A 24,939-nucleotide genomic window follows, 5' to 3' on the forward strand; every position below is an offset into this window, starting at 1 on the left:
ACACCAGAGTATTAACGCAATAGCCAGCCGACCGCCTGTTTTTTCAAAACGTATTGCTTATATCCGTTGTAACTGTTATATTAGTTGTATAACAGATATAAGATGGAGGTGTGAGTTTGATTATCGAGCTCGATATGCAGTCGGATGTTCCTATTTACACTCAGCTGGTCAACCAAATTATCGAAGGGATTGCTAGCGGACAATTGAAACTGGGAGAGCCCCTCCCCTCAGTCCGGAGCCTGGCCTCGGATATCGGCGTCAACCTTCATACCGTGAACAAGGCATACACTCTGCTGAAGCAGGACGGTTACATTCAGGTGCACCGCCAGCGCGGCGTCGTCGTCGATCCGGATGGCATGCCTCCGGTTACGGAGGAATTCAGGGCCAAGCAACGCAGCCAGCTGAAACCGATCATCGCAGAAGCCATATGCCGGGGAATAGATAAACAACAGTTGATGAATATGGTGGAACAAATCCATAAGGAAATCACAGAGACGGACAAAGAAAAGGAGAATGCATAATGCCAATTTTATTTACGCTTATGCTCGTGTTAATGTTTATTCCCATCGTAGCTACCCTTGCCTTCATGCCTTATTTGACGCGAGAGACAGTAAGCTTCGGCATTTCGATCAGTGAGGAGACTTTCCGCAGCGAGACGCTCCGCCAAATGCGCAAGCAATATGCGACAATCAGCCTGGTCATTTACATTCCGCTGCTTTTTGTCGGACTTTATGCTTCCATGCAAAGCAATACGGCGCTTCAAGGAGCCCTGCTCGCCGTTCTCATCAGTTTGGTCGTTGTCGTATCGATCGCGCTTAATCTAAACTTTCATTTCAAAATGAAAAAGATCAAGGCTTCCCTTCCCACAGCGACTCAAGGAAAAACGGTACTTGCCGTCGATACCTCCTTCCACCGCCAGAAGCTGGTCCTTTCGAATAAATGGTTCTTTATTCATGTAGGCCTGACATTGGCCAGTATGGCGGCAGCGCTTTTCTATTATGATCGGATTCCCGAGCAGATTGCCCTAAAATTCGATATGCAGGGCAACGTGATCAACAGTGCAGCGAAATCGTATGCTACCGTGTTATTTCCTAACATCATGCAGCTGCTGATTATCGCTATATTCATCTTTGTGAATTGGAGCATCCTGCGGAGCAAACAGCAGCTTAGTGCCGGAAATCCAGAGCGTTCAGTACGGCAAAACGCAGTTTTCCGCCGCCGCTGGTCGATGTTCACCCTGTTGTCCGGCCTAGCTATGGTCAGCCTGTTCTCATTCATCCAGTTGAATATGATATATCAGCTTGAGAGCAGCATCATTTTGCTTGTCAGCCTGCTCATCCCGATCTTTGTCGTGTTTTTCGCTGTCGCTCTCTCCTTTACAACGGGACAGGGAGGCAGCCGGATCGAACGCTCAGAGACCGGATCCCCGGTACAGCCGGCCAACGACGATGCTTTCTGGAAGCTCGGCTCTATTTACTATAATCCGAACGACCCATCGTTTTTCGTGGAAAAAAGATTCGGCATCGGCTGGACGCTCAACTTCGCCCACCCGATGGTCTGGCTTATACTTTTAGGCATCATCATAGCTATCGCCCTTCCTGCCTTCCTTGGCCAGTAGGTGATACCTAGGTGAAGCAAGTAAATGAATGAGCATGCGAGAACGACATGGGAAGCCCAAGCCACTACAGGATAATGATTCCCCCGCATAATATTACAAAAAAGGAGAGGCCCTAAGGCCTCTCCTTTCTGTGCGGTTTCTAGTGCTGACGCATTGCGCTGCATAACGGCAACCGTTTCGACGTACGCATCAATAACATCAATAAGCTATAGCAGTTAAGTATGAATCATCATGCCCATATCCCGCGCCGCTTCGATCAGCACAGGGCCGAATTCAATCAGCGTCTCCGGCGACAGCCGGCTGACTGGACCCGAGACAGATAAAGCTGCCGCCACCTTGCCGTTCCGGTCGAAGATCGGAGCCGACACGGCTGCCGCTCCGGGCTCCCGCTCCTCATAACTCGTCGCAAAACCAAGCTGACGAATCTCCTGAAGCTGGGCCACATACTGGCTTTTATCCACGGATACGGGCCAATCTGGGCTATCCAGCACGGCTTGCAGCACCGATTCGTCGGCGTAGGCGACCAACACCTTGCTTGAGGCCCCGACGTACAGCGGCAGCCTTGCACCGACCGCAGCGACCCTGCGGATCGCCTGGTTGCTCTGAACAGCCTGGATTCTCAGCCGGTCCGTGCCATCCCGCAAATACAGACTGACCGTCTCTCCGAGCTTGTCGCGAAGCTGTTCCATTTGCGGAAGCAGCAGAACGGCCGGATCATCGCTATGCGATAAATGTGCGGACAGCTCCCATATTTTTAGGCCAAGCCGATATTTCTCCGTAGCGTTATCACGAATGACGAACCCCTTCTCCTCCAGCGTCGTCATCAGCCGGTGCACCGTGCTTTTATGCAGTCCGATGCTGCCGGCGATTTCCGTCAAACCAAGCTCATTTCCCTTCGTAAAGCACATTAATATATCAAGCGCCCGCTCTACCGCGCGCACGGTTAATTTACGGTCTTCCACCCGACCTCACCTCTCCATAAGTTTCACTACGTGAAACGTGGTTACATAAATTATATGTAATCCATTCCCGCTCGTCAATGCATCCAGGCATCCTTTATCACGCTAGCATTGACTTTATCGAACCTGTTGCCTTACGATTATTCTATAAGATTCGCCCTCGTTCGACATATGCTACGAACTCAATCTAGTCTCTGGTCTCGGAGTCATACCGAGCATATATTGTATTAATACGATTAGGAGGGGAAGAACATGAGTCCAACAACCCGGAGTGATCTTCCCTTAAATACAGAATTAAAGAAGGACACTCCAACACCAATCGATGTACTGACTGCACGTCATGTCAGCCTCAAACATATTTTAGTGGCACTGTTGTTATCCGCGTTGTTTTTCCTGCTATTCTGCTTTATTATTCTGCATGGTTATATCGCCTGGGTATTGTCCAACCCGAATGTGGCTCCGCTCTATTCCAATCCAAAGCTGTCCAAGAACCTGGCCTATGAGGATGTTCTCTTCCCGGCAGCCGACGGAAGCCGTATGATGCAGGGCTGGTATATTCCTGCTGAGGACTCCCGCAAAACCATCGTCTTCAGTCATGGATACGGCGCGAACCGTGAGGAGCCTTGGGTTCCGATGTATGACCTGGCGCATTATGCCAACCGGCTCAACTACAATGTCCTGATGTTCGACTACGGATTTGCATCCCAGAAGAGCAAGGAGGTAGCTACCGGTGGTAAAAAAGAAGCCGAGCAACTGCTCGGAGCTATCAACCTCGCCAAACAGCGAGGCGCTGAAGAAATCGTCGTATGGGGATTCTCAATGGGTGCGGGGACATCTCTGCAAGCGGCGTTGAGGAGCAAAGATATCGACGGGATGATTCTCGATAGCACCTTCCTGTTAGAGCCGGATACAATGTATCATAATATTCGTCAGCATATCGACCTGCCGCGGCATCCCTCGCTGGAAATCATCGGCATGCTGCTGCCCGTGCTCAACGGTACTAGCATGCGCCAGATTCCGTATACGGAGGTCAAATCAAAGGACTACCCGTTCCCGACTTTGTTCATTCATGGAACCGAGGACGAGAAGGCGCCTTATCCGATTGCCGAAAAATTGGCCGAAAATCAAACTAGCGAGGCTTCTGATGTATGGATCGTTGAAGGCTCCCATCATGAAATGATTTTTCGGGAGCACCCAAAGGAATATTTGCGCAAAGTTTCTAATTTCCTTAGCCAGATAGAAAGCGCCAAGTAACTTGACCGACCGGGCTCGTATAATAAATAGCATAGGCCAAGCTTTCATTCACATAAGCTGTTAGTGGCGATTAAACGTGAAGGAGGCTAACCCGATGCTATTGGTTTACGGGCCTTATTTGCCTGTCCGCATCCTCGAGGAAATCCGGTTTTGGAAACACCAGGAAAGCGAACATACGGACGTAATCAAAGCGATCGTTCCCGGACTGGAACCCTACTACGTCCAACTACTGGATGATTGGAAAATAGTGCTGGAGGAGACGATGCACGTGGCCAATCAATTGCTCAAGTACGCGCTGTCCTCCCCAGAGGCAGCTTGCGACCCGCAATTGGTGCAGCAAACCGAACGTCTATTGGATACGTCATTCCGCCAATCCCAGGAATTCATAAAACAGCTTTATTACATTTTGGATTACAGCGCTGCCGTCAAATCCGTTCCGTTAGCTAAAACGGTACTGCTCCACATTATCCGCGAGTCCGAATACTTCCTCGGAGTACTTGAGACGTTAAATTCTCCTGGGGCCATAAAACGGAACATGGAGATGCTGTCTGACAGCGCTGACCCGCAGGAAGCTTTCGTTTCTTCCTACCAGCCGTTTAAAGTCGAAGAACCGTTCTCAAAAGATCCGGCCGCTCCCTCATCAGACGAGTTCGGCTTCACAGATCAGGACAATGTATTCTCAAATCCTGTCCCTGAAGAATCCCGTAAATCCGGCGATGGCCCGGTACCGATCGGCGGACATACTCTGCCTCCCCTGCCATACGCCTACAATGCTTTAGAGCCGCATATCGACGAGAAAACGGTACGAATCCATCACGACATTCATCATAAGAGCTATGTCGATAACTTAAACAAGGCCGAGAAGAAGCTTCAGGAAGCTCGCAAATCGGGCAACTTCGAGCTCGTGAAGCATTGGGAGCGAGAACTGGCCTTTAACGGGGCAGGCCATTATCTCCACACCATCTACTGGGATACGATGAATCCTCAAGGAGGCGGCAAGCCTGAGGGCGAGCTGGCCGAGCAAATCCGCAAAGATTTCGGCAGCTATGACGCCTTCAAAAACCAATTCACCAATGCTGCTGATAAAGTAGAAGGCGGCGGCTGGGCAATTCTCGTCTGGAGTCCGCGCGCTCACCGGCTGGAAATTTTGACGGCCGAGAAGCATCAGAATTTATCGCAATGGGATGTTGTCCCCCTGCTGCCGATTGACGTCTGGGAGCATTCCTATTATCTGAAGCACCAGAATGAACGGGCCAAGTACATCGCAGACTGGTGGAAGATCGTCTACTGGCCGGAAGCCGCCGAACGTTTCGCAAAGGCTAAACAGCTCAAGTGGCAGCCGTTTTAATGAATACACAGCAAAATGGCTGCCTCTCGGAACGCCATCCGAAAAGCAGCCTGTTTTTCATTCTTCTTAGCTTCACCCATCTTGAGTGATTTCTTGCGGCAAGCTTCATTTTTTATAGCAATCCTGACTTCTTCACACTTGCCAGGAAATCATGGAATTCCGGAATATTAAGCTGCTGTGCCGCATCGGAGAGCGCTGTTGCCGGATCGGGATGCACCTCAACCATGACACCGTCTGCACCTGCCGCTAGAGCCGCTTTGGCACAAGGGGCCAGGATGTCTTTGCGCCCTGTGGAATGCGTCACATCCACCAGCACCGGAAGATGCGTTTCTTGTTTTAGAATCGGCACCGCCGAGATGTCCAATGTGTTTCTCGTAGCCTTCTCGTACGTCCGTATGCCGCGTTCAATCAGCATCACCTGCGTATTGCCGCGGGATACGATATATTCCGCAGCGTGCACGAACTCATCGATCGTAGCCGCGAGACCACGCTTCAACAGCACCGGCGTCTGAACGTTACCGGCCGCTTTTAATAACTCGAAGTTTTGCATGTTCCGCGCGCCGATCTGAATGACGTCAATGTATTCGCACGCAAGCTCAATATGCGCGGGGTCCACGATTTCACTAATCGTCTTCAACCCGAACTCAGCTGCCACTTCCTTCAGAATTTTCAAGCCGTCAATACCCAAGCCCTGAAAATCGTAAGGCGATGTTCTCGGTTTAAACGCACCGCCGCGCATGACCGTCATGCCCGCTTGCTTCAGGGCAGCTGCAACCTGGCGCACTTGCTCATAGCTTTCCACCGAGCAAGGCCCGGCAATCATCACCGGTGTGCCGCCGCCGATCACCGTGCTGCCCACTTGAACCAGCGTATCTTCCTGCTTCTTCTTCCGGCTGACCAGCAAATGCTTCTTATGATCAACCTGCTGCAGCTTCAACGATGCCTGGAAAATCTGTTTGAATAAATGACGCACTGTTTCATTATCGAAAGGACCTTGATTATGCTCCACCAGAGCATCCAGCATTTTTTTCTCGCGCACCGGATCAAAATCTGGAACTCCCTGCTTTTGCTTCTCTTGACCGATCTCCTGGGCGATCCGCGCCCGCTCTGACAACAGTTCCAGCAGCTGAAGATTCACGGAATCAAGCTCTGATCTTAATTGTTCCAAACGTCCTTGACTCATCTGAAATCTCTCCCTCACATTTTTTCTGGTTTATAAAAACAAAAAGACCCCCCGCCCGGAAAGGGACGAGGAGTCGTGGTACCACCCTTATTAGATATGCCGAAAAAAAACAAGCACATCTCACTTGAACCTCTTAACGCAAGGGTTACGGGTAAACCTACCATCTGCACGAAACGCACAGATTATCAGCCTACCAGCTCCGGAATGAACTTCAGCGGAGAACCTTCGCCTGGGCGCTCTCAGTCGGTGGCAGCCCTTTCCTGTCAGGAACGTTCTTTCGCTTACTCTTTCCATCATCGCTTGTTGAACATATCGTGTTAGTTAATTTAGAAGCATTGTATTACACCCCGGATCAACATTGCAAGGCTTTTATTTAAAGCGTAGGTGCATTGGTGCAGTGAAGATTTAAATCACTGTGCTTCATGAATAAGAGCAACATTCCCTTTCCCGCCTCGATTCAGCGGATGTCCCCAATAGGTGAACAGGCGCCAAACATATTCGAGGGGCCCAATCGGAAGCCATTTTAACCAGACCCGGCTAAATACCGCTTGCAGAGCAAATATGACGACAGCAATCAACATTTGCAAGGCCGGCTCGATCATTCCATACCATCCCAGACCGTAGCTATAAAAGATCAATCCGCAAAGGACCGATTGAAGCAAATAGTTCGTGAAGGCCATTTTTCCAGGGTAGGAAAACCAATGGAGTACCTTTTTCCAGAGTTTGTGTTGATATAAAAGTGCAAATGTTCCGATATAGGCCAGAGCTAAGAGCGGCGCCCCGACGAACAAAGCTGCCGCCTCGCCCCAGAATGGAAGTCCTTTCGCCAACGAAGTAACGAGTTGAAGCACAAGGCCGGCGCTTCCGCCTAGGATGATCAATCGGAGGATTCCCTTCCGGTTCTCCTGAACCTTATGCAAAAATCGGCGTTTGCAAAAATAGGCCCCCATCAAGAACATGCCTAATATTTGTGGATAAAAGAGCAGCATATTAAAGATGGAGCTAATATAATCATTCACCCGCTGAATGGCAATCTGGGCAACGCTCCCCTCGCCGTAAATGGCAGCATCCCGCCCTTGGTAGTAGACCCCTAACTGACGGGCATCCGCTTGGCTTATCGGCTCAAGAGCCTGGCTTGCAGAGCCGTTCAACAAACTTGCGCCCGCCACCAGAACTGGAACGATCAACAGCAGGATCAGCGACCAAATCAGCATCGTTTTTGGCTTGCAGCGCTTAAATAGCATAAGGAGAAAGCCCAGAAGTGCATAGTGTGTCAGAATGTCGCCATACCATATGAAAATTCCATGGAGCAAACCGAACAATAATAAAGCCGTTAATCTTCGAATATAAATGCGGTTGAAACTTCTTCCTTTGGCCTGACTGCTCTCCTGCAGCAATACCATTCCAAAACCAAACAAGAAAGAAAAAATAAGTACAAATTTGCCGTCAATGACAATCCCGCGCAGCAGCATTGCCAGCTCATTATACCAGCCAGACCATAAATCAACCCCATATGAAATCGTCTGAAGCGACGTTGTGAAAAAGGTGATGTTGACCAGAATTATTCCCAGTAGTGCAAATCCCCTTAAGCTGTCGATCAGCTCTATTCTTGATTGTGATTTCACTTCCATCCTCGTACCCCCTTATCATTATGCCTTCAGGTTAAGGTACAATCATAAAGAAAGGATAAAGATGCAATAAATACAGTACTTAAACAACATTACGCATGCGGATCATTCTTCCGATCGCTGTTGCCCCAGACTCTCTTTATTCATTCTTTAGAATTGACGTGTACAATAACAAGATAGACCTTTTTATAGCTAGTTCTTGGAGGATGTAATTGGATATGGCAAACGAAACGATTCTATTGGTGGATGATGAAGAAGAAATTATTGCTTTTATACAAGATGCGCTAGAACTTGAAGGCTATCGCGTACTTACGGCCGGTAACGGGCGGGATGCCCTAATCCAGAGCAAACAGCAGCCCTCGTTGATCATCCTCGATGTGATGATGCCTGAGATGAACGGCATTGAAGTATGCGAGCAGCTTAGGGAAACGACGCAATGTCCCATTATGTTTCTGAGCGCCTGTCAGAGTGAAGTGGACCGTATTAGGGGGCTGGCCGCGGGCGGGGATGATTATCTGCTCAAACCCTTCAGCCTCGCAGAATTAAAGGCCAGAATCCATGCCCATCTGCGGAGAGAACAGAGAATCCATATGCAAAAAGAACAAGGCGTCCTTCGATTTCCATCTCTGACGATCGATTGCAAGGGACATACCGTGAACTGCAATGGACATAACATCGCCCTTACGAATAAGGAGTATCGGATCGTAGAATTGTTGGCCATGCATCAGGGGCAGGTTTTTTCACGAGAACAAATCTATGAGAAGTTATGGGGTTTTGACGCAGAGGGTGACGATTCCACGATCACGGAGCATATCAAGAAAATCCGGGCCAAGCTGGCTGCCCATGCACAAGACCATACTTATATTCAAACCGTCTGGGGCATCGGCTATAAGTGGGACCCCAAATGATCAAACAACGTTCCATAAAGAATACGTTCGCCCGACACTTCGCCTCCATTCTAGCCTGCAGCTTGCTGGCTACACTTATAACTTGGGGAATTCTTGTGCTGCTGCTTGGCTACTTGTTCAACCGTGACAATTTGTTCCCGGCGAATCATTACGAAGCGCAAATTCCCATCATTTCAGAGTACGCGAAAACCCAAGGCGATTCTATCATGAGCACGCAGGGACAAGCCGAGCTGGAAAAGGTGATCCCCTCACAGGGCATAAACTACCTAGTTGTGTCGCCTGCGGGTGAAATCTTATATGGGGATGGGGATCTTCATATGACAGAATCACTTACCCGGCAGAAGCTCCTGGCACGCTTAAATCAGACGCACAGCAGCCTCAACCAGTTCGTTAAATATATACCGGTTATGTCCCGGAACGGAGAATTCATAGGTGCTCTTCTGCTGGGATATCACCTAAAAGTGACGGCAGCCAATCCAGCGCTTACCCCCATGGTAACCTTCGGATTCCTGAGCTTTTTCCTAACGCCATTTCTATATATCATCTTGTTCACCTTCATATTCGGAAGGCGGTTCAGCCGGATGATCAACGCTCCATTACAGCAGCTGCTGCAAGGAGCTGAAATGATTAAAGCGCAAAATTTACGCTTTTCCATGACCGGGACATCATCCATAACGGAAGTAAACCGTCTGACGAATGCTTTTGAAGACATGCGGCAGGAGCTGGAACATTCCATTGAGCGGGAATGGAGAATGGAGAAAGAAAGAAGCACCATGTTTGCAGTGCTCGCCCACGATCTGCGTACACCGCTTACAATTATTCAAGGGCATGTCGAGGGTATGGAACAGATGGAGGGAGAAGCTTATGCAGACAAAAGAGAGCAATATCTGCAAGTCATCCGGCGCAACACCATTCGCGCTTCAAAACTCCTGCAGGACATGAACACCATTGCGGAGCTTGAGAAGATGTCGTTTCGGCTTCAGCCGCTTCCCGTGGATATTGAAGAATTTGCGGATCATAAAACCGTGGAATATGCCGCCTTATGCAAGGATAAGAACATAACCTTCCATACTGAGATTAACGATAACCGAACGGTCAAAGGCCCTGTCATCTTCGATCCGTATCGCATTATTCAGGTGCTGGATAATCTCGTGTCGAACAGCATCCGGTATACACCTGAAGCCGGACGGATTCAATGGCGCATCGAAATTACCGAGCAGCAGGTGATGATGTCTATCACGGATAATGGAACAGATTTTGCCCAGCAGCAGGATCTGCAACAGGCATTCAAGCAGTTTTATCAGGGGAATCACTCATCCTCTAGGCAAAAAGGACACTCGGGGCTTGGGTTATATATCGCCAAGCTACTGATTCAGCATCATGGAGGACAGATTTGCGCCGAGAACAATCCATCTTGCGGGGCGACGGTACGCTTTACCTTCCCGCATCAAGACACATAAGCTATCCAAACTAAATGAAGAAGGCATCCTGTACAGGATAACGGGATGCGTTGGATTAACAAATTTAAAAGTAAATAAAAAACACGCCATGAAGGCGTGTTTTGTTTTTAGGGTTTTGAGCTAGAGAAACCCGTTCACTATTCCTTAATCAGCGACAAGAACTCTGCTCTAGAAGCCGCATCGGAACGGAACGTTCCCCGTACGGCCGAGGTAACCGTCTTGCTTCCCGGCTTCTTGATGCCGCGGGCGCACATGCAGAGATGCTCGCCTTCCACGACTACCATCACGCCTTGCGGCTTAAGAACTTCGTCCATGATGTCGGCGATTTGCGACGTAATGCGCTCCTGCACCTGCAGTCTGCGGGTGACCGCTTCCACCAAACGGGCCAGTTTGCTAAGCCCGGCGATTCTGCCGCTCGGGATATAGCCGATATGCACCTTGCCGAAGAAAGGGGCCGTATGGTGCTCGCATTGACTGTAATACACGATATCCTTTACGATTACGAGCTCTTCATGGTTCTCTTCGAACGTAACTCCAAGCACATCGCGGGGATCCACTTCGTAACCGCCGTATATTTCTTCGTACATCCGGGCTACCCGTGCCGGTGTATCGATAAGACCTTCCCGCTCAACATCTTCACCAATCAGCTTCAGTATTTCGCGGACATGGTGTTCAATCTTCTCCCGGTTGGCTCCAACCTGGGTATTTACATAATCTTTGACGCCTGCCACTCGCGCCTCCTCCTTCCTGTTCTCCCTATCCCGGGAGCAGAGTGTCTGTTGTAAAATAAACTACCTATCATTTTTTCTTCCGGCGGCCTTGAGGCTGCGACATGCCCTGCTTCTTCATCATTTGCTGAGCGCGCTGCATTTGCTGCCCGTTAAGATTGTAGCCCATTTGCTTCGCCATTTTCTGAAGCATTTGCGGATCATTCTGCATCTTCGTCAATTGTTGACGCAAATAGAATACGCCAATGAAGAAACCGCCGACCAAGCCGACGATGAGTGTAATAATAGGAATTACGTAATTCATAGTTCAGCCACCCCTGTATTGTAATCAAATGTTCCATTCTTGTTGTGATGTGCTTTCAGCACCTCAAGATATAATATCATTTCGGCAACATACCTAGCAAATTAATCTTTAAAAATTTAAGTCAATACCGCTTCGATAAAAGTCGTCGTCTCTACGGCAAGATCAACTTCCTTGACCTCGATATCTTCTCCTGAGCCGAAAATGACGCGAATGACCGGACGACCAGGCAATCCCCGGTGCTGCCGCACCACGACGCCAGTCTCCTTCGTCGATAGGCGCACGGACGTACCGTTGGGATAAACCGAGACAATTCTCGTAAATTCGACAAGCACCTCATGATCCAGCTCCTTCTCAGAGGAGGCCATCAGTTGTTCGCACGCTTCATGAGGAAGCATAGGGCGGCCGTTGTTGCCGCTACCACCACCAATGAGATTATCATACCTGTTTGCCACGGCTACAATTTTAGGGAAAAGATGGATGTCTTCGCTTTCCAGCCCGCGCGGCAGACCGCTGCCGTTCAAGCATTCGTGATGCTGAAGGGCGGTGTGCGCGATCAGCAAGCTGAACTCACGCTTATTTTTCAACACCTCGAAGCCTCTCCAGGTGTGGTGAGATTCCATTTTATCTCTGGATGCCCCCTCCGGCAATGGATTCGCTTTACCGATATCATGCAGCAAAGCACCGATCGCCAGGTCCTTAAGCTGGGAGTAATTCAGCCCCATATTAAGCCCGATCATCGAAGACAGCAGGCATACATTAACCGCATGAATATAATCGTCATTATCGGAAGTGCGAATATCCGTTAACTGAAGCAGCACACCCCGGTGATTCAAAGTATCCTCCAGCAGTGCGTCCACGCTGACACTGACTTTTTTCGTACTCCAATCCTTGCCGGATCTTACCGCCTCCAGCGTATGGCTCATCTCTTTGAAGACGACGCCCTTCGTCGATTCGCTAAGCACTTCTTCTAATTCAATGTCCTCGAAATTCGGATCTTTGATGTAAATCATGGTTACACCAATACGCTTCAGCGTAGTAATCATGTAGACCGTAAGCTGGATTCCAGCCGACAGTAGCACCGTCCCGTTGGAAGAATAAACTGTTTTTCCAAGGTACTGCCCCGGTTCGATATCCTCAACACTCATGAATCTCATGAATTAATCCCCCTTGGCGATCCTATTCGCCTCATGTCGTCAATGTATAATCATGATGCTGCCGCTCTAAAGAGAGCAGGCTTTCTTTGATGGATAATCCCCCTCCATATCCGACAAGCGCTCCGCCTGAGCCTATCACGCGATGACAAGGAACAACGATCGGCAGCGGATTTTTGTTATTTGCGCCCCCAACAGCCCGGACTGCCTTAGGCTGGCCGATCTTCTCGGCAATCGACTTATAAGATACGGCTGCGCCATACGGAATTTCCAGCAAGGCTTTCCATACTTTTTGCTGAAATTCCGTGCCTCGCATGTCCAAAGCCAAATCGAAGCTGTGCCGCTTCCCAGCAAAGTATTCGCCAAGCTGTGCCAGAGCAGGAGCCAGTGGCTCCGCTGCGCGTACATACTCGGCCTCCGGGTAATAACGATATGTCCATTTTTCGAGAAAATCCGCCCGGTCTGCAAATGGGCCGAATTCAATATGGCACAGCCCATCGCCGCTCCCGCAAAGCGTAAGCATGCCAATAGGCGATTCCATCTCCGTATAGTACAGGCGATTCTGCTTCCCCACGTGCGAATTCACTCCATCCCATCCTCCCGCTTTGCTTCGTGCTCCTGCAGCACTTCCATTGCTTTCTGCAGGTATGCAAGCACCTCTTCGTCCTTCTCGGCAGATACGGCCTGGCTGATCGCGTGAAGCGCTTCCTCTCCGCCGATCCGGCTCAAAGCCCAAGCTGCCGTTCCTCTCAATACCGGCCTGGAATCATTTCGCATGATATCTATTAATTTCGGCACGGCGGCCTGATCTTTGAAGTTACCCAGCGCAATCACTGCGTTCCGCTGTATCGGCTTCTTCCCTCTCCAAGCGGCGGCGCTGGAGCCGAAGCGTTCCTTGAACTCCCGGTTGCTCAGATCAAGGATCGGGAGAAGCAGCGGTTTAACCGTTTCGGGATCAGGCTGCAGCTCCGGCCGGTGATTCCACGATTTACCCTTATTTTTCGGGCACACCATCTGACAGGTATCGCAGCCATACAGGCGGTTGCCGATCTTTCTCATGAACTCGTCTTCAAGGAAGCCCTTCGTTTGGGTCAGAAAAGATATACACCGCTGCGCATTCAGTTCGCCGGGCCCTACCAGTGCGCCGGTCGGACAGGAGTCGATGCACTTCGTGCATTCGCCGCAATCCTCGGTGACGGGGGTATCCGGCTCGAACGGAATATTCGTAATCAGCTCACCGAGGTAGATCCACGAGCCCCATTTCGGCGAAATCACCATGCAGTTCTTCGCCTTAAAGCCGATCCCGGCCCGCTCCGCCACGGCGCGGTCCACCAGCGCTCCCGTATCTACCATACTTTCGATGCGGGCCCCTTCTACCCGCTGCATGATGAATTGCTCCAGCCGGGCCATCGCCTCGCGCAGTACGGTATGATAATCCTGGCCCCAAGCCGATCTGGCTAGAATCCCCCGGCGGAGGCCTGGCTCCGACTTCGGTGGATTGTTCAGCTTGGAAGGATACGCTACCGCAATGGAAATCAAGGAAGCCGGCCGCTCCAGCGACAATTCAGGGTGTATCCTTTTATCGATGTCGGGTTCCTCAAACCCGGATTCATAACCCTTGACCCGGCGATCGAGGAGCACATTCTTTAATGATAGGAACGGATCGGCCGAGGCGAACCCGATATCATCGATTCCCATGGAATATGCGGCATCCTTAATCTCCTGCTTCAGTTTGGCCCAGTCCTGCGAACTGCTCTGCCCCCCTTCAGCAATAGGTCGCGTTTCCGTCATCCCCGATCCCTCCTTAGATGTAATAGCAGATATTTACCGGGACATCCGCTTAATCGCTTCCCTCGCCAAGAAGTCACAGTGATTATTCAGTTCATTATCGCTGTGTCCCTTAACTTTGATATATTCGACCTGATGAATCTGCATCAAGCGCCATAATTCCTGCCAGAGCTCTTGATTCTCGACCGGTTGGTTTTTGCTGTTCTTCCAGCCGTTTCTCAGCCAGTTGTGAATCCATCCCTGCTTAAAGCAATTGACGACATATGCCGAATCGCTGTAAACCTTTACACGACAAGGCTCCTTCAACTGCTCCAATGCCGAAATGACCGCCTGTATCTCCATGCGATTATTCGTTGTCATCGGCTCGCCGCCCGATAGTTCCTTACGGTGTCCGTTATATATCAATACGGCTCCCCAGCCCCCAGGGCCCGGATTTCCGGAGCAAGCTCCATCGGTATAAATCGTAATCTCCTTCACGGGATATCCTCCAACCTACTGTATTTTTACAAACCTCTTATTTTAGTAATCGGCCAGAACACAAATTCTGCGCGGCCGACGATATCCTTCTTCTGCACGCTTCCGAAGCTGCGGCTGTCCTTGCTGCGTCCGTAGTGGCGATTGTCTCCCATCACGAAATATTCGTTCTCTCCAAGCCTGATTTCCGCAAAATCCTGATCCTCGATCTGCACATCAGTATAAGGCTCGTTCAGGGCTTGTCCGTTCACGTATAGGACATGATCGCGGATTTCCACCGTTTCCCCAGGGGCAGCAACAACCCGTTTGACAAGGTAATGCTTCTTATCAGGTCCGGTGCTAGGATCTTTGAGTACTACGATATCACCGCTCCGTGGTGATGAGAAAGAATAGACGATTTTGTCTACGAATAACCGTTCCCGTTCTTCCAGTGTCGGCTGCATCGATTCGCCCTTCACCATCGACAGGTTAAACACGAACATATTCAGTAGAAGCATAATAATAAATGCAATTGCGGCCGTCTTACCCAAGTCCCATAGCTCACGAACCCATTTGTTCTGAAGAACGGGCTGCTCAGATTCATCGGCTGCATGCCCCTTGGCTTCCGCATAATCCTTTTCAACCTCAATTCGCTTGCGAACATACTCCGGATGCTCCGTATCCCGGTGATCCGGTAAATTGATTGGCTTCATGCTGCACCTCTTTTATATCGTAATCCATTGAATTCATTTAAATCCATGCCTAAAAACGACCTGCTTATCAAAAATAAGGCATAATAATAGAAAAGCATATCTATCGCCCAATTGCAACGGACGGAAGATATGCTTCTTCATCAAATGAGATCATTATCCAATTTAACCGCAGCACGGCATTGGATTTATTTATAGAACCTTACAGCGAACGGACTGCTGCGATACCCAAATTATGGAACGCTTCCAGAAACTTGCTTGCTCCGTATCCCATCGCTTCATATAGCGGCATAACGGCTTTGTTGTGTTCATCGCCAGCTACAACGATTCGGCGAACGTTGCGCTGCTGGAACCGCTGCTCCATAGCGCTAACCAGTCTCTTGCCATACCCTTGACGACGGTATTCGGGATGAACCGCAGTCCGATAAATGCAGCCTAGATTTTGATCGATCGTCCCGATTAGAACCCCAACGATTTCCTCTTCGGCTTCCGCAACCATGATTAATTCCGAATCCCAGGACAATTGTCTGGCAAAAGCCCGCTTAGTGTCTTCGTAGCATTGCTCTGATAAGGACACCTGCAGAAGCTCCATCACTTGATTGGCATCACTCAACTGGAAGGAACGAATACGCATGCTATGATCTCCCTTTTCCTTTGCTTTGATAGAATCATGTAAAACACACGGTCCATTTTTAACATCCAACGAATAATTAAATCTAGACAAAAAACGAGGAAAAACTCCTTACTTGTCCATTAAACCATAATAATCAGGGAAATACACCATTTTTCTTCTGAAAGCGCTTTATATTAAGCGTTTACATTATTTATCGATAGAATTAATGCTAATACTGGAAATGAAAGTGCATTAAAAAAGGGATCTACCAAAAATAGGTTTTGTTAAATAGATGTTAACTTCAAGAGGAATATTTCCATTTTCAGAGGGTTCTTAAACGGAAATTAACAGTGAGGTTATAAACGAAGTGCAATCCAGGAAAGGCCTGCCACACATTATAACATACTTGGCAGTGATAACGGGGACATTTCGCAGCCTTTTTTCCTTCGTCATGAACACCGATTGAAAAACAGCGCTTCGGGTAATCTTAAAATATATGACCCTGAAAGGAGGATCTACATTGACCGATGACACGTTAAAACCGCTGACCAATGATCCGCAGGAGCTGCTTGCGGCCAAGCAGGAGGCTGACAAGCAAAAATTGCAATTCACCAGCTTCGTACGCAGCGTTAGCGGCGATGCTACAACGGAAAAAGGACAAGTCGTTGAGCCACAGCACCGGGAAACCGACCAACAGAACAATATGAAGGACGTTGAGAACCGGATGCTCGAATAGCTGAACCAGCCAGAAACATGCAAGTTCCGGCATTGTTCGACACCAACTTGCACATATACGGATGCCAACGGCCGAAACAAGAACCAGCTAAGGTTCACAATCAATAACCCGCATAAAAAAGCAGGCCAAGAACGTTCCCGATTCCTGGTCTGCTTTTATAGTTAACTCTGCTATTTGTCATTGAAATATTGATGAAGAATTTTCAAGAATACGTTGGGAAACGCAAGCTCCTCCATATCTTCGGCTGTAATCCAGCGATATTCCTCAGCCCGTTCCCCTTCATCATATGCGGCCCTGGGCTCCGCCACCGCCAATTCAGCAAAGCCGGCCAACGCGCTCAAGGCGGCCGCCTCCTGGAAGCGGAATACGCGCAGATACCAATGGATATGGCTAAAAATATGCTCTGCCGCCATAAACGGTCCTTCTGGCCGGACGTACGTGCCCTCCTCGGCCAGCGCTCCCGCCAGACGGCTCATCGCCGCGCCGTCCGGCAAATCGGCGCCCTCGCCGGGCTTCGCCGCCGCCAGCACGTGGGGCAGCTCCCACATCCGTGCAAGCAGCCCCGTGTCCGGCCGCCGGCGCACGAGCACGCGTCCCTCCCTGTCTCCTTCGCCCTCCACGAGGGCGACGATCCGTTGCTCGGGCCGCGGCGGCTTCGCCTTGCTCTTCACCGGCAGGCGAAGCTCGGCACCCTCCAGGCGCGCCGAGCAATGCACCATGACCGGGCATGTCAGGCATTGCGGGGCTTTCGGGGTGCATACCAGCGCCCCCAACTCCATCAACGCCTGATTGAAATCAGCGGCCCGGCCTGCCGGAATGAGCGACGCCGCGAGCCCTTCCATCAGCATCCGCGTTCGCGTCTTCATAATATCCTCTTCTATGAAGAAATACCGCGAGAGCACGCGCATTACATTTCCGTCGACTGCCGGCTCCGGCTGATCGAAGGCAATGCTAAGTATCGCTCCGGTCGTATACGGGCCAACTCCCTTAAGCGCCGCGACAGACGCTTTGTCGCGAGGCATCTGGCCGCCGTGGTACTCCATCACCTGGCGGGCGGCCGCCTGCAAATTCCGGGCCCGGGAATAATAGCCGAGTCCTTCCCAGCATTTTAGCACGTCCTCCTCCGGCGCATCAGCCAAGCTCGCTATCGTCGGAAAACGCTCAATGAACCGCAGGAAATACGGGATTACTGTATCTACGCGAGTCTGCTGCAGCATAATCTCTGAAATCCAAATATAATAGGGATCGCGATGCCTGCGCCACGGCAGATCCCGCTTGGACCGTTCATACCAGGACAGCAGCTCCGTGCTGAAATACTCTCTGCTCTCCTTGCTCCATTTCTCTTCCATGTTCCTATAGCTCTCCCCTTCGTTACACTCTCTCCACGACGACGAACGCCGAAGCCAGCTGCCGCTCATGCGTTATGCTGAGATGCACGGCATAGCCTGCCGAACCTTCCGCCAGGCCGAGCCGCTGCCATGCTTCCTGCGTCAATACGGCGTGAGGCTTCCCCTGAGCATCCGGCAGTATGGACATGTCCGTGAAGCCAAGCACTTTGCCGATGCCGCAGCCGAAAGCTTTGCTAATCGCCTCTTTGGCCGCGAACCGACCGGCCAGAAATTCCGCAGGTCGCGACGTGCTGCCAGGCAGCTTTAGCTCCTCCGGAGTCAGCACGCGCTTCATCAGCCTGTCCCCCGAGGCTCCGTCCAGTATTTTTCGAATCCGCTCTATTTCAACTACATCATGACCTATGCCATATATCAACAACATCACTTCCTTTGAGAAAGCTGTATTCGCATTCCCGTTCAACGGTATCACGAGTCCCTTCACAATTGTAACAGGGAACATTCTGTGAAGCGAGAGCCTTCAGCGCTTATGCTTTGAACGCTGATAAGGCCAGCACCGTATGGTATAATAACACCAAATAAGGATTAACCGTCTCAAACCTGTCACGAAAGGATGCGTTTGATCATGCCGATGAATTTCAATATTCAACTGGAAGGCGGCCATACGCTGCGCTGTACCCGATTCCCCGCCCAGGAAGAGGCAGCAAGCCTTATCATTATCGCTCACGGGTACAAGGGCTTTAAAGACTGGGGCATGTTCCCTTACGTCGCTGAACAGCTAAGCAAGCAGCACGAGGTGATCACGTTCAACTTCTCCCATAACGGAATCGGCGACGACCCCTTTGAATTTACGGAGCTCGAACGGTTCGCAACGAATACATATGAACGGGAGCTGACCGATCTCGGCGCATTGATCGCCCACCTGAATCAGGACGAGAAGCTGAGCAGCCTGCCGCTGTTCTTGCTCGGACATAGCCGCGGTGCCGGCGTGTCTCTCGTGTACGCGCTCGATCATCCAGACATTGTGACCGGCGTTCTGTCCTGGAACGGAGTAACGAACCTCGATGTGTTCACGGAATCCCAGAAGCGGGAAATGCGCGAGAATGGACGAAGCTATGTGATGAACGGCCGAACAGGGCAGCAGATGCCGCTTGACGTTGCCATCCTGAAAGATATGGATCGCCAGAAGGAGCGCTATGACATACTTGGCCGCATCCCCTCGGCCGCCTTCAAGGTTGCCCTGATCCAGGGCTCGGATGACGGAGCACATCTACGTCAAGGCTCAAGCCGCCTGGTGTCCATCAGGCCGGACATTCCCTGGATTCACATTCCAGGAGGCAATCATACTTTCAATACCGTCCATCCTTTCCAGGGAACGACTCTGCCGCTGGAAGAAGCCATCAAGGCAAGCCTGTTGTTTGTATCCCAAACGTTGTCCATCGTTTTATAGATCGAAAAAAGCCGGGTTATCCGCTCATACGGATAACCCGGCTTGTGCGTATTAACTCAAACGCATCGTTAACGACTCTCTTTACTCATAACGCAGCGCTTCGATCGGATGCAGCTTGGATGCTTTATTGGCCGGGTACAGGCCAAAGAAGATACCTACAGCTGCGGAGAATCCAAACGCCAGCAAAATGGCCCATAACGATACAACGAACGGCCAGCCGGAAATCGTCGAGAAGAGAAAGGCTGCCCCGAGTCCCAGCAGCGCGCCAGCAGTTCCACCAATGAAACACAGCACGACCGCTTCGATCATGAATTGCAGCATGATCGTGCCCGGCGTAGCTCCAATCGCCTTGCGGATCCCGATTTCCCGCGTCCGCTCTGTGACGGAGACGAGCATGATGTTCATGACGCCGATTCCGCCGACCAGCAAGGAAATACCGGCGATCGAGCCGATGATCGTCTGCAGGATCGAGAAGGTGCTGGATACCATCTGCTCCGCTTCCTTCCCAGTCTGGGATGCATAAGCGTTGACATCTACATTATTCAGATCGGCAAGCCACTTCTTCACCGTTTTTACCGCCTCATCGGTTTTTTCCGGCGAGGAGGCAACGACCTCAAGCGCCTGGAAGCGCTCGCCCTCTCCGTTTTTACCCGGAGGCATAGCCGTAATTGGCGCAAAAGCAGAATATTGCTCCCCTTGCATCCCGCTCAAAATGGAATCCTGCGGCTTATAGACGCCGACGACGCGGAATGTTCCATCCGAAAGTACCAGCTTCCGCCCGATGGCCGCCCTTTCCGAGCCATACACCTTTTCGGCAAACTTACTTTCCACCACAACGACTTTTTGCCTGCCCCGCTCCTCTTGGGAAGTAAAGAAACGTCCCGCAACGATATCGATTTTTTGCATCCTACTCGTTTGATAGGTCGTAGCCGTAATCGTAAAACGGAGCGTGTCCTTCTTATACTTCATCGTCATGGAGTACGGCAGGGATGAAGACGCATACCGGACCCCATCCAGCTTGCGAATTTCCGTCAGATCGCGAAGGCGAAAATCAGTCCGGCCGCTGCTGCTGCTGTCCATCTGATTCTGATAAACAACAAAGTAACCTTCTTCATAAACAGACACGATGGACAAAATAGAACTTTGACCCGCCTGGCCAATCGATACGACCGTCACTACCGCAGCGACGCCGAACACGATACCGATCATTGTAAGGAACGAACGGAGCTTGTTCAGCCGCAAGTTATCAAGAGCGAGCCATATACTCTCCCATATGCTCATGTGACTACACTCCCTTTGCGCGTATCTTTGAGCATTTGCCCGTCGCCGAAGAGCAGGATTCGATCTGCGTGCTCCGCGATATCAGGCTCGTGGGTTACAAGTACAATAGTCGTTCCTTCTTGATGAATCTCTTTGAACAGCTGCATGATTTCATGGGATGATTTCGTATCCAGGTTACCGGTCGGCTCGTCCGCAAGCAGGATCGGCGCATTCATCGTCAGGGCTCTGGCTATGGCCACCCGCTGCCGTTGTCCCCCCGACAACTCGGTCGGCCGGTGTTTAACGCGCCCTTCCAGCCCAACTTTTTTCAAGAGTTCAAGCGCCCGCTCATTGCGCTGCTCCCGGCCGATCCCTGCGTACATCATCGGCAGCGTTACGTTCTGCAGCACCGTCTGCCTGCCGAGCAAGTTGAAGCTTTGGAAGACGAAGCCGATTTTGCGGTTGCGCACCCGTGCAAGCTGCTCTTCGTCCAAAGTATGGACTTCTTCGCCATCCAGCATGTACTCACCGGAAGACGGCACATCGAGACAGCCTATAATGTTCATTAGTGTGGATTTGCCGGATCCGGACGAACCCATAATCGCGACGAACTCCCCCTGCCCCACCTTCAAGTTAAGCGGCTGCAGGGCCTGTACCTCCAACTCGCCGTTCTTATAAATTTTCGAAATGTCCTTTAAAGTAATCATTGCAGTTTCACCTTATCGCCATCCCGGAGCTGCTTGGCCCCTTCCGATACGACGCTTTCCCCCTTAGTGACCCCGGATACGATCTCGACATATTCCTCGTTCTCTTTGCCCGTCGTCACATCGGTCTTGACTGCGATTCCGTCTTGAACTTTGAATACAAAAGCTTTGTCCCCATCATATTGAACCGTGTCCAGCGGGAGAAGCAACCGCTCCTTATCCGGGATTTCCAGCTCGATCGTCACGCTGTATCCAGGACGAAGCTCCGGCGATATGCGATTAAGCTCTACCGTCATTTCAACGGAAGCATCTTTAGAGGTTGGATCAACCAGGACGGCGATCGGCGACAAGTAGGCTACTTCCCCTTCATAGCTCTCCGTGATCGATTCCCCGGTAATTACTGCCTTCATGCCTTCAAAGACTTTGCCAGCATCCAGCTCGTTAAGATTCGCTTTGACTTTGTAAGACGACAAGTCTACGACGGTGGCAATTTGGCCACCCTCCGCAATCATTTGGCCGGGGTTAACGAGCATCTGTGTCAGTACGCCCTCTTCCTGGGAGCTAACGACGCGGTTGTTCAGGCGTTTCTCTAAAGAATCGATCGTCAATTTGCTGCTCTGAATCCGCAGATCATAGGACGATAAATCCAAATCTTCGATGTCCGCTGCTGGATCCTCGGTCACCTGCTGCTTGAACATTTCGAAATGCTGCTTCTTCGCATTCTGGCGCTCCGTTTCGATCATTTCGATATTGAGGCGCTCCTTCTCAATTTGGTCCTTGACGTCGTCAATTTGCAGCGTCATAAGAACCTGCCCTTTGGTGATCGTGTCGCCCTGCTTCACATCAACCGACTCAACAACTCCACTGGTCGGCGAGTAAACATCCGTACTCTTTCCTGCTTCCAATTTGCCGCTCGTAAAAATTTCCTCCGTAATCAGACCTTCAAATGCCTCGGTCATCTCTACGGCTACAGCCCGATTCATATTCGCCATATTAACGATAACTAATACAATGATCACTAAACCCAGTATGGCACCCCAAAACCACTTTTTCCTTAACAAAATAATCACCCTATCCTATGTACTTAGACTGCTGGAGCCGAAAGAACCGTAATGAGCGAGTAAATTAACCAGACCGCCACGATCCAAATTGCGACCTTCTTCCGGGGACGATTCATCATGGTTGCCGCACCCACGATATACAAATACAGACCCCATATCGTGAAAGGATTAATTAACGATAGTATGCGATATGCCATGCCCGTCTTGTCGGCCACAAGCGCCCCAAGGCTCAGCGAAACATCAGACAGGGATTGAGCATTCATGGCTACCAGTAATACAGCTGTCAACAATCCGCCGATGACAGCCGGCAAATTCGCATAAGCAACCACGTTGACGAATTGCATATACTTCCCTTCGCCCCGTACGATCAGGTTCAATAATACGAGCAGGAGCGCCACAAAAAACAGCATGGCGACGATCCCAACAGTACCCCCAACATAAGTTGTTGTAACGGTCAAGCCTAGCATCTGTTCGATCTGCGCGGGATCTATCGTCCCCATCTTCAGCCATGCTTGCCTGGTGTAATCCAGCAAATAAGGCATCTGAATAGCAAGCGAAACAAGACTAATGACTAATACAAGAACCGTCGGCAGGATCCAGACTACCTTACTCCCTCTTACTCTTTCAAAGGTTTCTCTTGGCGAAGAAAATATCGTCACTATATTTTTCAAGCTTACTCCTCCCTTTTCTATGAATTGTTTTTTGTTAAAATATACCATGGAAAATTTCCGCACTCTAGCTATATATACGATTTAGTCCAAAAGAAAGATTCAACAAATTTTCAGACGCGCCAGCTTCGTCTATGTAATAACAAGAAGCCCTGTTCCATAAAGGACACAGGGCCTCTTCTCACTCGTCTCTTCACGCTATATACGAGGAATCGGATTACGTTTATGGTTTGTTTTCAAAAAATAGGACTCCAGTCGCTTCTGCGCCCTAGGGTCTATCGCCCTTCCCTCCAAATAATCGCAATTGTCTTCGTAACTGACGCCCATTTCCTGCTCGTCATTTTGTCCCGCCCATAGACCCGCTGTCGGGGCCTTGTGGATGATACTGTCCGGGATGCCCAGGGCCACAGCAATCTGACGGATTTGACGTTTGTTCAATGAGCCGAGCGGCATAAGATCGGCAGCGCCGTCTCCCCATTTGGTGTAAAAGCCAGCGACAGCCTCCGACGCATGGCTGGTGCCAACGACAAGCAGATTGAGCTCGTTGGACAAAGCATACTGCATAATCATTCGCGCACGGGCTTTTACATTCCCTTTGCCGGGTATGCTCAAATGTCTGAATTGGCCGATGCTTCTCATCCCGTGCTCCACTTCCAGGGCGATCTCATCTGCTGTATCCTCGATATTCGTCTCCAGCGTATGTGTAAGCCCGAGCGTCCTTGCCGTCTCATAGCTGTGCTCGATGTCCTCCTGCTCCCCATAGGGCTGAAAGACGCCTAATGTCATATAGTCCATTCCCATCTCTTGTGTCAGTTCATCCGTTGCCCGTTTGCAGAGCCCTGCAGCTACAGCGCTGTCTAATCCGCCGCTAATGGCAATCAGCAGCCCGGTTGCCCGCGAGCTCTTCACGTGATTTTTCAGAAATTCGACGCGAGCCGCAATTTCCTCATCTACGTCAATGCTTCGCTTTACCCCCAACTCTGCAATGATTTCCTGCTGCATGCCCATGGCCTAATCCCTCTTTCCTTTTATAATCAACATAAATAATATTTCAGCATCCTCATATCTTAAAAAAGCCCCGCCAATCGGCAAAATACCGAAATCAGCGGGGCTTGACGACTCTCCTTAGCGGCAGAAACGGTCGAATGCGCTGGTCAAGTCAGCAGCAATCTCCTCAGCCGAACGATCCTCAACTTGATGACGCTCGATAAAGTGAACAAGCTCGCCATCTTTCAGCAGCGCAATGGAAGGAGATGAAGGCGGGTATGGCGCAAAATATTCTCGAGCCTTAGCTGTCGCTTCCTTATCCTGTCCGGCGAATACCGTATAGAGGTGATCCGGCGTCAAATCATGCTGCAGCGCTTTGGCAACGCCCGGACGGCATTGCCCGGCGGCACAGCCGCATACCGAGTTCACGACTACAAGTGCCGTTCCTTTCATTGCAGGCAGCTTAGCCTCGACATCCTCCGGCGTTCTTAGCTCCTGAATTCCCAAGACGGTTAGTTCGTCTCTCATCGGCTGAACCATATCGCGCATATATTGGTCAAATGACATGGACATGTACTTTCACTCCTTAAACACTGATTGACACAGATTTGTGACTTTTATC

The 24,939-nt window shown here is 50.5% G+C and carries 25 protein-coding genes and 1 pseudogene; 8 read left to right on the forward strand and 18 right to left on the reverse strand.

Features of this window, described 5'->3' with window-relative positions; genetic code table 11:
• Positions 1–116: 116 nt before the first annotated feature.
• Positions 117–521 carry a GntR family transcriptional regulator gene (locus ACYUJT_RS07000; protein WP_460319890.1) on the forward strand — a complete coding sequence of 135 codons (405 nt, stop codon included), beginning with the start codon at positions 117–119 and terminating at the stop codon, positions 519–521.
• On the forward strand, positions 521–1,618 hold the full coding sequence (locus ACYUJT_RS07005; RefSeq protein WP_460319893.1) for a DUF1648 domain-containing protein: 1,098 nt from the start codon (positions 521–523) through the stop codon (positions 1,616–1,618). The genes ACYUJT_RS07000 and ACYUJT_RS07005 overlap by 1 nt, the downstream gene beginning before the upstream one ends.
• Before the next feature lie 215 nt (positions 1,619–1,833).
• On the opposite strand, the gene ACYUJT_RS07010 is transcribed toward ACYUJT_RS07005, so the two are convergent.
• On the reverse strand, positions 1,834–2,580 hold the full coding sequence (locus tag ACYUJT_RS07010; RefSeq protein ID WP_460319895.1) for an IclR family transcriptional regulator: 747 nt from the start codon (positions 2,578–2,580) through the stop codon (positions 1,834–1,836).
• 249 nt (positions 2,581–2,829) lie between these two features.
• Between ACYUJT_RS07010 and ACYUJT_RS07015 the strand changes: the two genes are divergently transcribed.
• Together ACYUJT_RS07015 and ACYUJT_RS07020 are read left to right on the forward strand one after the other, a co-directional pair.
• Entirely contained in the window at positions 2,830–3,831 is a 1,002-nt protein-coding gene (locus ACYUJT_RS07015) for an alpha/beta hydrolase (RefSeq protein WP_460319898.1), read from the forward strand.
• A gap of 94 nt (positions 3,832–3,925) precedes the next feature.
• A complete protein-coding gene (locus ACYUJT_RS07020; RefSeq protein WP_460319901.1) occupies positions 3,926–5,179 on the forward strand; it encodes a Fe-Mn family superoxide dismutase in 1,254 nt (417 codons plus the stop codon).
• 112 nt (positions 5,180–5,291) lie between these two features.
• Here ACYUJT_RS07020 and ACYUJT_RS07025 read toward each other — a convergent pair whose 3' ends face one another.
• Both ACYUJT_RS07025 and ACYUJT_RS07030 read right to left on the reverse strand, forming a co-directional pair.
• Positions 5,292–6,362 carry a bifunctional 3-deoxy-7-phosphoheptulonate synthase/chorismate mutase gene (locus tag ACYUJT_RS07025; protein WP_460319903.1) on the reverse strand — a complete coding sequence of 357 codons (1,071 nt, stop codon included), beginning with the start codon at positions 6,360–6,362 and terminating at the stop codon, positions 5,292–5,294.
• A gap of 410 nt (positions 6,363–6,772) precedes the next feature.
• Positions 6,773–7,993 carry a DUF418 domain-containing protein gene (locus ACYUJT_RS07030; protein WP_460319906.1) on the reverse strand — a complete coding sequence of 407 codons (1,221 nt, stop codon included), beginning with the start codon at positions 7,991–7,993 and terminating at the stop codon, positions 6,773–6,775.
• Positions 7,994–8,208: 215 nt separating this feature from the next.
• On the opposite strand from ACYUJT_RS07030, the gene ACYUJT_RS07035 reads away from it, so the two are divergent.
• Positions 8,209–8,898, forward strand: coding sequence for a response regulator transcription factor (locus ACYUJT_RS07035; RefSeq protein WP_460319908.1), 690 nt, complete (start codon positions 8,209–8,211; stop codon positions 8,896–8,898).
• Positions 8,895–10,358, forward strand: coding sequence for a sensor histidine kinase (locus tag ACYUJT_RS07040; protein WP_460319911.1), 1,464 nt, complete (start codon positions 8,895–8,897; stop codon positions 10,356–10,358). Before ACYUJT_RS07035 ends, ACYUJT_RS07040 begins: the two co-directional genes overlap by 4 nt.
• A 137-nt stretch (positions 10,359–10,495) precedes the next feature.
• On the opposite strand, the gene folE is transcribed toward ACYUJT_RS07040, so the two are convergent.
• The 7 genes and pseudogenes from folE to ACYUJT_RS07075 all read right to left on the reverse strand — a co-directional run bounded on the left by folE (position 10,496) and on the right by ACYUJT_RS07075 (position 16,126).
• A complete protein-coding gene (folE, locus tag ACYUJT_RS07045) occupies positions 10,496–11,089 on the reverse strand; it encodes a GTP cyclohydrolase I FolE (protein ID WP_213595010.1) in 594 nt (197 codons plus the stop codon).
• Between the two features lie 67 nt (positions 11,090–11,156).
• Positions 11,157–11,390 carry a YneF family protein gene (locus ACYUJT_RS07050; RefSeq protein WP_460319913.1) on the reverse strand — a complete coding sequence of 78 codons (234 nt, stop codon included), beginning with the start codon at positions 11,388–11,390 and terminating at the stop codon, positions 11,157–11,159.
• A gap of 116 nt (positions 11,391–11,506) precedes the next feature.
• The gene (locus ACYUJT_RS07055; protein ID WP_460319915.1) at positions 11,507–12,544 is read right to left on the reverse strand and encodes an HD-GYP domain-containing protein; all 1,038 of its coding nucleotides are present in this window, start codon (positions 12,542–12,544) and stop codon (positions 11,507–11,509) included.
• A gap of 31 nt (positions 12,545–12,575) precedes the next feature.
• A pseudogene (gene queG / locus ACYUJT_RS07060) lies at positions 12,576–14,332 on the reverse strand (tRNA epoxyqueuosine(34) reductase QueG).
• Positions 14,333–14,365: 33 nt separating this feature from the next.
• Complete coding sequence (gene rnhA / locus ACYUJT_RS07065; RefSeq protein WP_460319918.1) at positions 14,366–14,806, reverse strand: ribonuclease HI; 441 nt, start codon at positions 14,804–14,806, stop codon at positions 14,366–14,368.
• 26 nt (positions 14,807–14,832) lie between these two features.
• Positions 14,833–15,495 (reverse strand): signal peptidase I, encoded by a 663-nt coding sequence (gene lepB / locus ACYUJT_RS07070; RefSeq protein WP_460319921.1) that lies wholly within the window; start codon positions 15,493–15,495, stop codon positions 14,833–14,835.
• Between the two features lie 199 nt (positions 15,496–15,694).
• Positions 15,695–16,126: a GNAT family N-acetyltransferase gene (locus ACYUJT_RS07075; RefSeq protein ID WP_155611909.1), complete on the reverse strand. Its 432-nt coding sequence runs from the start codon at positions 16,124–16,126 to the stop codon at positions 15,695–15,697.
• A 499-nt stretch (positions 16,127–16,625) separates the two neighbouring features.
• Between ACYUJT_RS07075 and ACYUJT_RS07080 the strand changes: the two genes are divergently transcribed.
• On the forward strand, positions 16,626–16,841 hold the full coding sequence (locus tag ACYUJT_RS07080) for a hypothetical protein (RefSeq protein WP_460319925.1): 216 nt from the start codon (positions 16,626–16,628) through the stop codon (positions 16,839–16,841).
• Between the two features lie 170 nt (positions 16,842–17,011).
• On the opposite strand, the gene mutY is transcribed toward ACYUJT_RS07080, so the two are convergent.
• Together mutY and acpS are read right to left on the reverse strand one after the other, a co-directional pair.
• The gene (gene mutY, locus ACYUJT_RS07085; protein WP_460319927.1) at positions 17,012–18,190 is read right to left on the reverse strand and encodes an A/G-specific adenine glycosylase; all 1,179 of its coding nucleotides are present in this window, start codon (positions 18,188–18,190) and stop codon (positions 17,012–17,014) included.
• 22 nt (positions 18,191–18,212) lie between these two features.
• Positions 18,213–18,605, reverse strand: coding sequence for a holo-ACP synthase (gene acpS, locus ACYUJT_RS07090; protein ID WP_460321542.1), 393 nt, complete (start codon positions 18,603–18,605; stop codon positions 18,213–18,215).
• 207 nt (positions 18,606–18,812) lie between these two features.
• On the opposite strand from acpS, the gene ACYUJT_RS07095 reads away from it, so the two are divergent.
• Entirely contained in the window at positions 18,813–19,637 is an 825-nt protein-coding gene (locus ACYUJT_RS07095; protein WP_460319929.1) for an alpha/beta fold hydrolase, read from the forward strand.
• A gap of 81 nt (positions 19,638–19,718) precedes the next feature.
• On the opposite strand, the gene ACYUJT_RS07100 is transcribed toward ACYUJT_RS07095, so the two are convergent.
• The 6 genes from ACYUJT_RS07100 to ACYUJT_RS07125 form a co-directional block, all read right to left on the reverse strand.
• Positions 19,719–20,918: an ABC transporter permease gene (locus ACYUJT_RS07100; protein WP_460319932.1), complete on the reverse strand. Its 1,200-nt coding sequence runs from the start codon at positions 20,916–20,918 to the stop codon at positions 19,719–19,721.
• A complete protein-coding gene (locus ACYUJT_RS07105) occupies positions 20,915–21,604 on the reverse strand; it encodes an ABC transporter ATP-binding protein (RefSeq protein WP_460319935.1) in 690 nt (229 codons plus the stop codon). Before ACYUJT_RS07105 ends, ACYUJT_RS07100 begins: the two co-directional genes overlap by 4 nt.
• Positions 21,601–22,620, reverse strand: coding sequence for an efflux RND transporter periplasmic adaptor subunit (locus ACYUJT_RS07110; protein ID WP_460319937.1), 1,020 nt, complete (start codon positions 22,618–22,620; stop codon positions 21,601–21,603). The genes ACYUJT_RS07105 and ACYUJT_RS07110 overlap by 4 nt, the downstream gene beginning before the upstream one ends.
• Before the next feature lie 65 nt (positions 22,621–22,685).
• Entirely contained in the window at positions 22,686–23,333 is a 648-nt protein-coding gene (locus tag ACYUJT_RS07115; RefSeq protein ID WP_460319940.1) for a YIP1 family protein, read from the reverse strand.
• 195 nt (positions 23,334–23,528) lie between these two features.
• The gene (nadE, locus tag ACYUJT_RS07120) at positions 23,529–24,338 is read right to left on the reverse strand and encodes an ammonia-dependent NAD(+) synthetase (RefSeq protein WP_460319942.1); all 810 of its coding nucleotides are present in this window, start codon (positions 24,336–24,338) and stop codon (positions 23,529–23,531) included.
• A gap of 117 nt (positions 24,339–24,455) precedes the next feature.
• Positions 24,456–24,890, reverse strand: a complete 435-nt coding sequence (locus ACYUJT_RS07125) for a BrxA/BrxB family bacilliredoxin (protein WP_460319945.1) — start codon at positions 24,888–24,890, stop codon at positions 24,456–24,458.
• Between the last annotated feature and the right edge of the window lie 49 nt (positions 24,891–24,939).

It is taken from the genome of Paenibacillus sp. YSY-4.3 (assembly GCF_054767475.1).

Excerpts from the sequence above, each read along its gene's own strand:
- ACYUJT_RS07005 (WP_460319893.1), top strand. The coding sequence starts at position 521 with ATGCCAATTTTATTTACGCTTATGCTCGTGTTAATGTTTATTCCCATC.
- ACYUJT_RS07015 (WP_460319898.1), top strand. The coding sequence starts at position 2,830 with ATGAGTCCAACAACCCGGAGTGATCTTCCCTTAAATACAGAATTAAAG.
- ACYUJT_RS07020 (WP_460319901.1), top strand. The coding sequence starts at position 3,926 with ATGCTATTGGTTTACGGGCCTTATTTGCCTGTCCGCATCCTCGAGGAA.
- ACYUJT_RS07025 (WP_460319903.1), bottom strand. The coding sequence starts at position 6,362 with ATGAGTCAAGGACGTTTGGAACAATTAAGATCAGAGCTTGATTCCGTG.
- ACYUJT_RS07030 (WP_460319906.1), bottom strand. The coding sequence starts at position 7,993 with ATGGAAGTGAAATCACAATCAAGAATAGAGCTGATCGACAGCTTAAGG.
- ACYUJT_RS07035 (WP_460319908.1), top strand. The coding sequence starts at position 8,209 with ATGGCAAACGAAACGATTCTATTGGTGGATGATGAAGAAGAAATTATT.
- ACYUJT_RS07040 (WP_460319911.1), top strand. The coding sequence starts at position 8,895 with ATGATCAAACAACGTTCCATAAAGAATACGTTCGCCCGACACTTCGCC.
- ACYUJT_RS07050 (WP_460319913.1), bottom strand. The coding sequence starts at position 11,390 with ATGAATTACGTAATTCCTATTATTACACTCATCGTCGGCTTGGTCGGC.
- ACYUJT_RS07055 (WP_460319915.1), bottom strand. The coding sequence starts at position 12,544 with ATGAGATTCATGAGTGTTGAGGATATCGAACCGGGGCAGTACCTTGGA.
- lepB (WP_460319921.1), bottom strand. The coding sequence starts at position 15,495 with ATGAAGCCAATCAATTTACCGGATCACCGGGATACGGAGCATCCGGAG.
- ACYUJT_RS07075 (WP_155611909.1), bottom strand. The coding sequence starts at position 16,126 with ATGCGTATTCGTTCCTTCCAGTTGAGTGATGCCAATCAAGTGATGGAG.
- mutY (WP_460319927.1), bottom strand. The coding sequence starts at position 18,190 with ATGGAAGAGAAATGGAGCAAGGAGAGCAGAGAGTATTTCAGCACGGAG.
- ACYUJT_RS07095 (WP_460319929.1), top strand. The coding sequence starts at position 18,813 with ATGCCGATGAATTTCAATATTCAACTGGAAGGCGGCCATACGCTGCGC.
- ACYUJT_RS07100 (WP_460319932.1), bottom strand. The coding sequence starts at position 20,918 with ATGAGCATATGGGAGAGTATATGGCTCGCTCTTGATAACTTGCGGCTG.
- ACYUJT_RS07105 (WP_460319935.1), bottom strand. The coding sequence starts at position 21,604 with ATGATTACTTTAAAGGACATTTCGAAAATTTATAAGAACGGCGAGTTG.
- nadE (WP_460319942.1), bottom strand. The coding sequence starts at position 24,338 with ATGGGCATGCAGCAGGAAATCATTGCAGAGTTGGGGGTAAAGCGAAGC.
- ACYUJT_RS07125 (WP_460319945.1), bottom strand. The coding sequence starts at position 24,890 with ATGTCCATGTCATTTGACCAATATATGCGCGATATGGTTCAGCCGATG.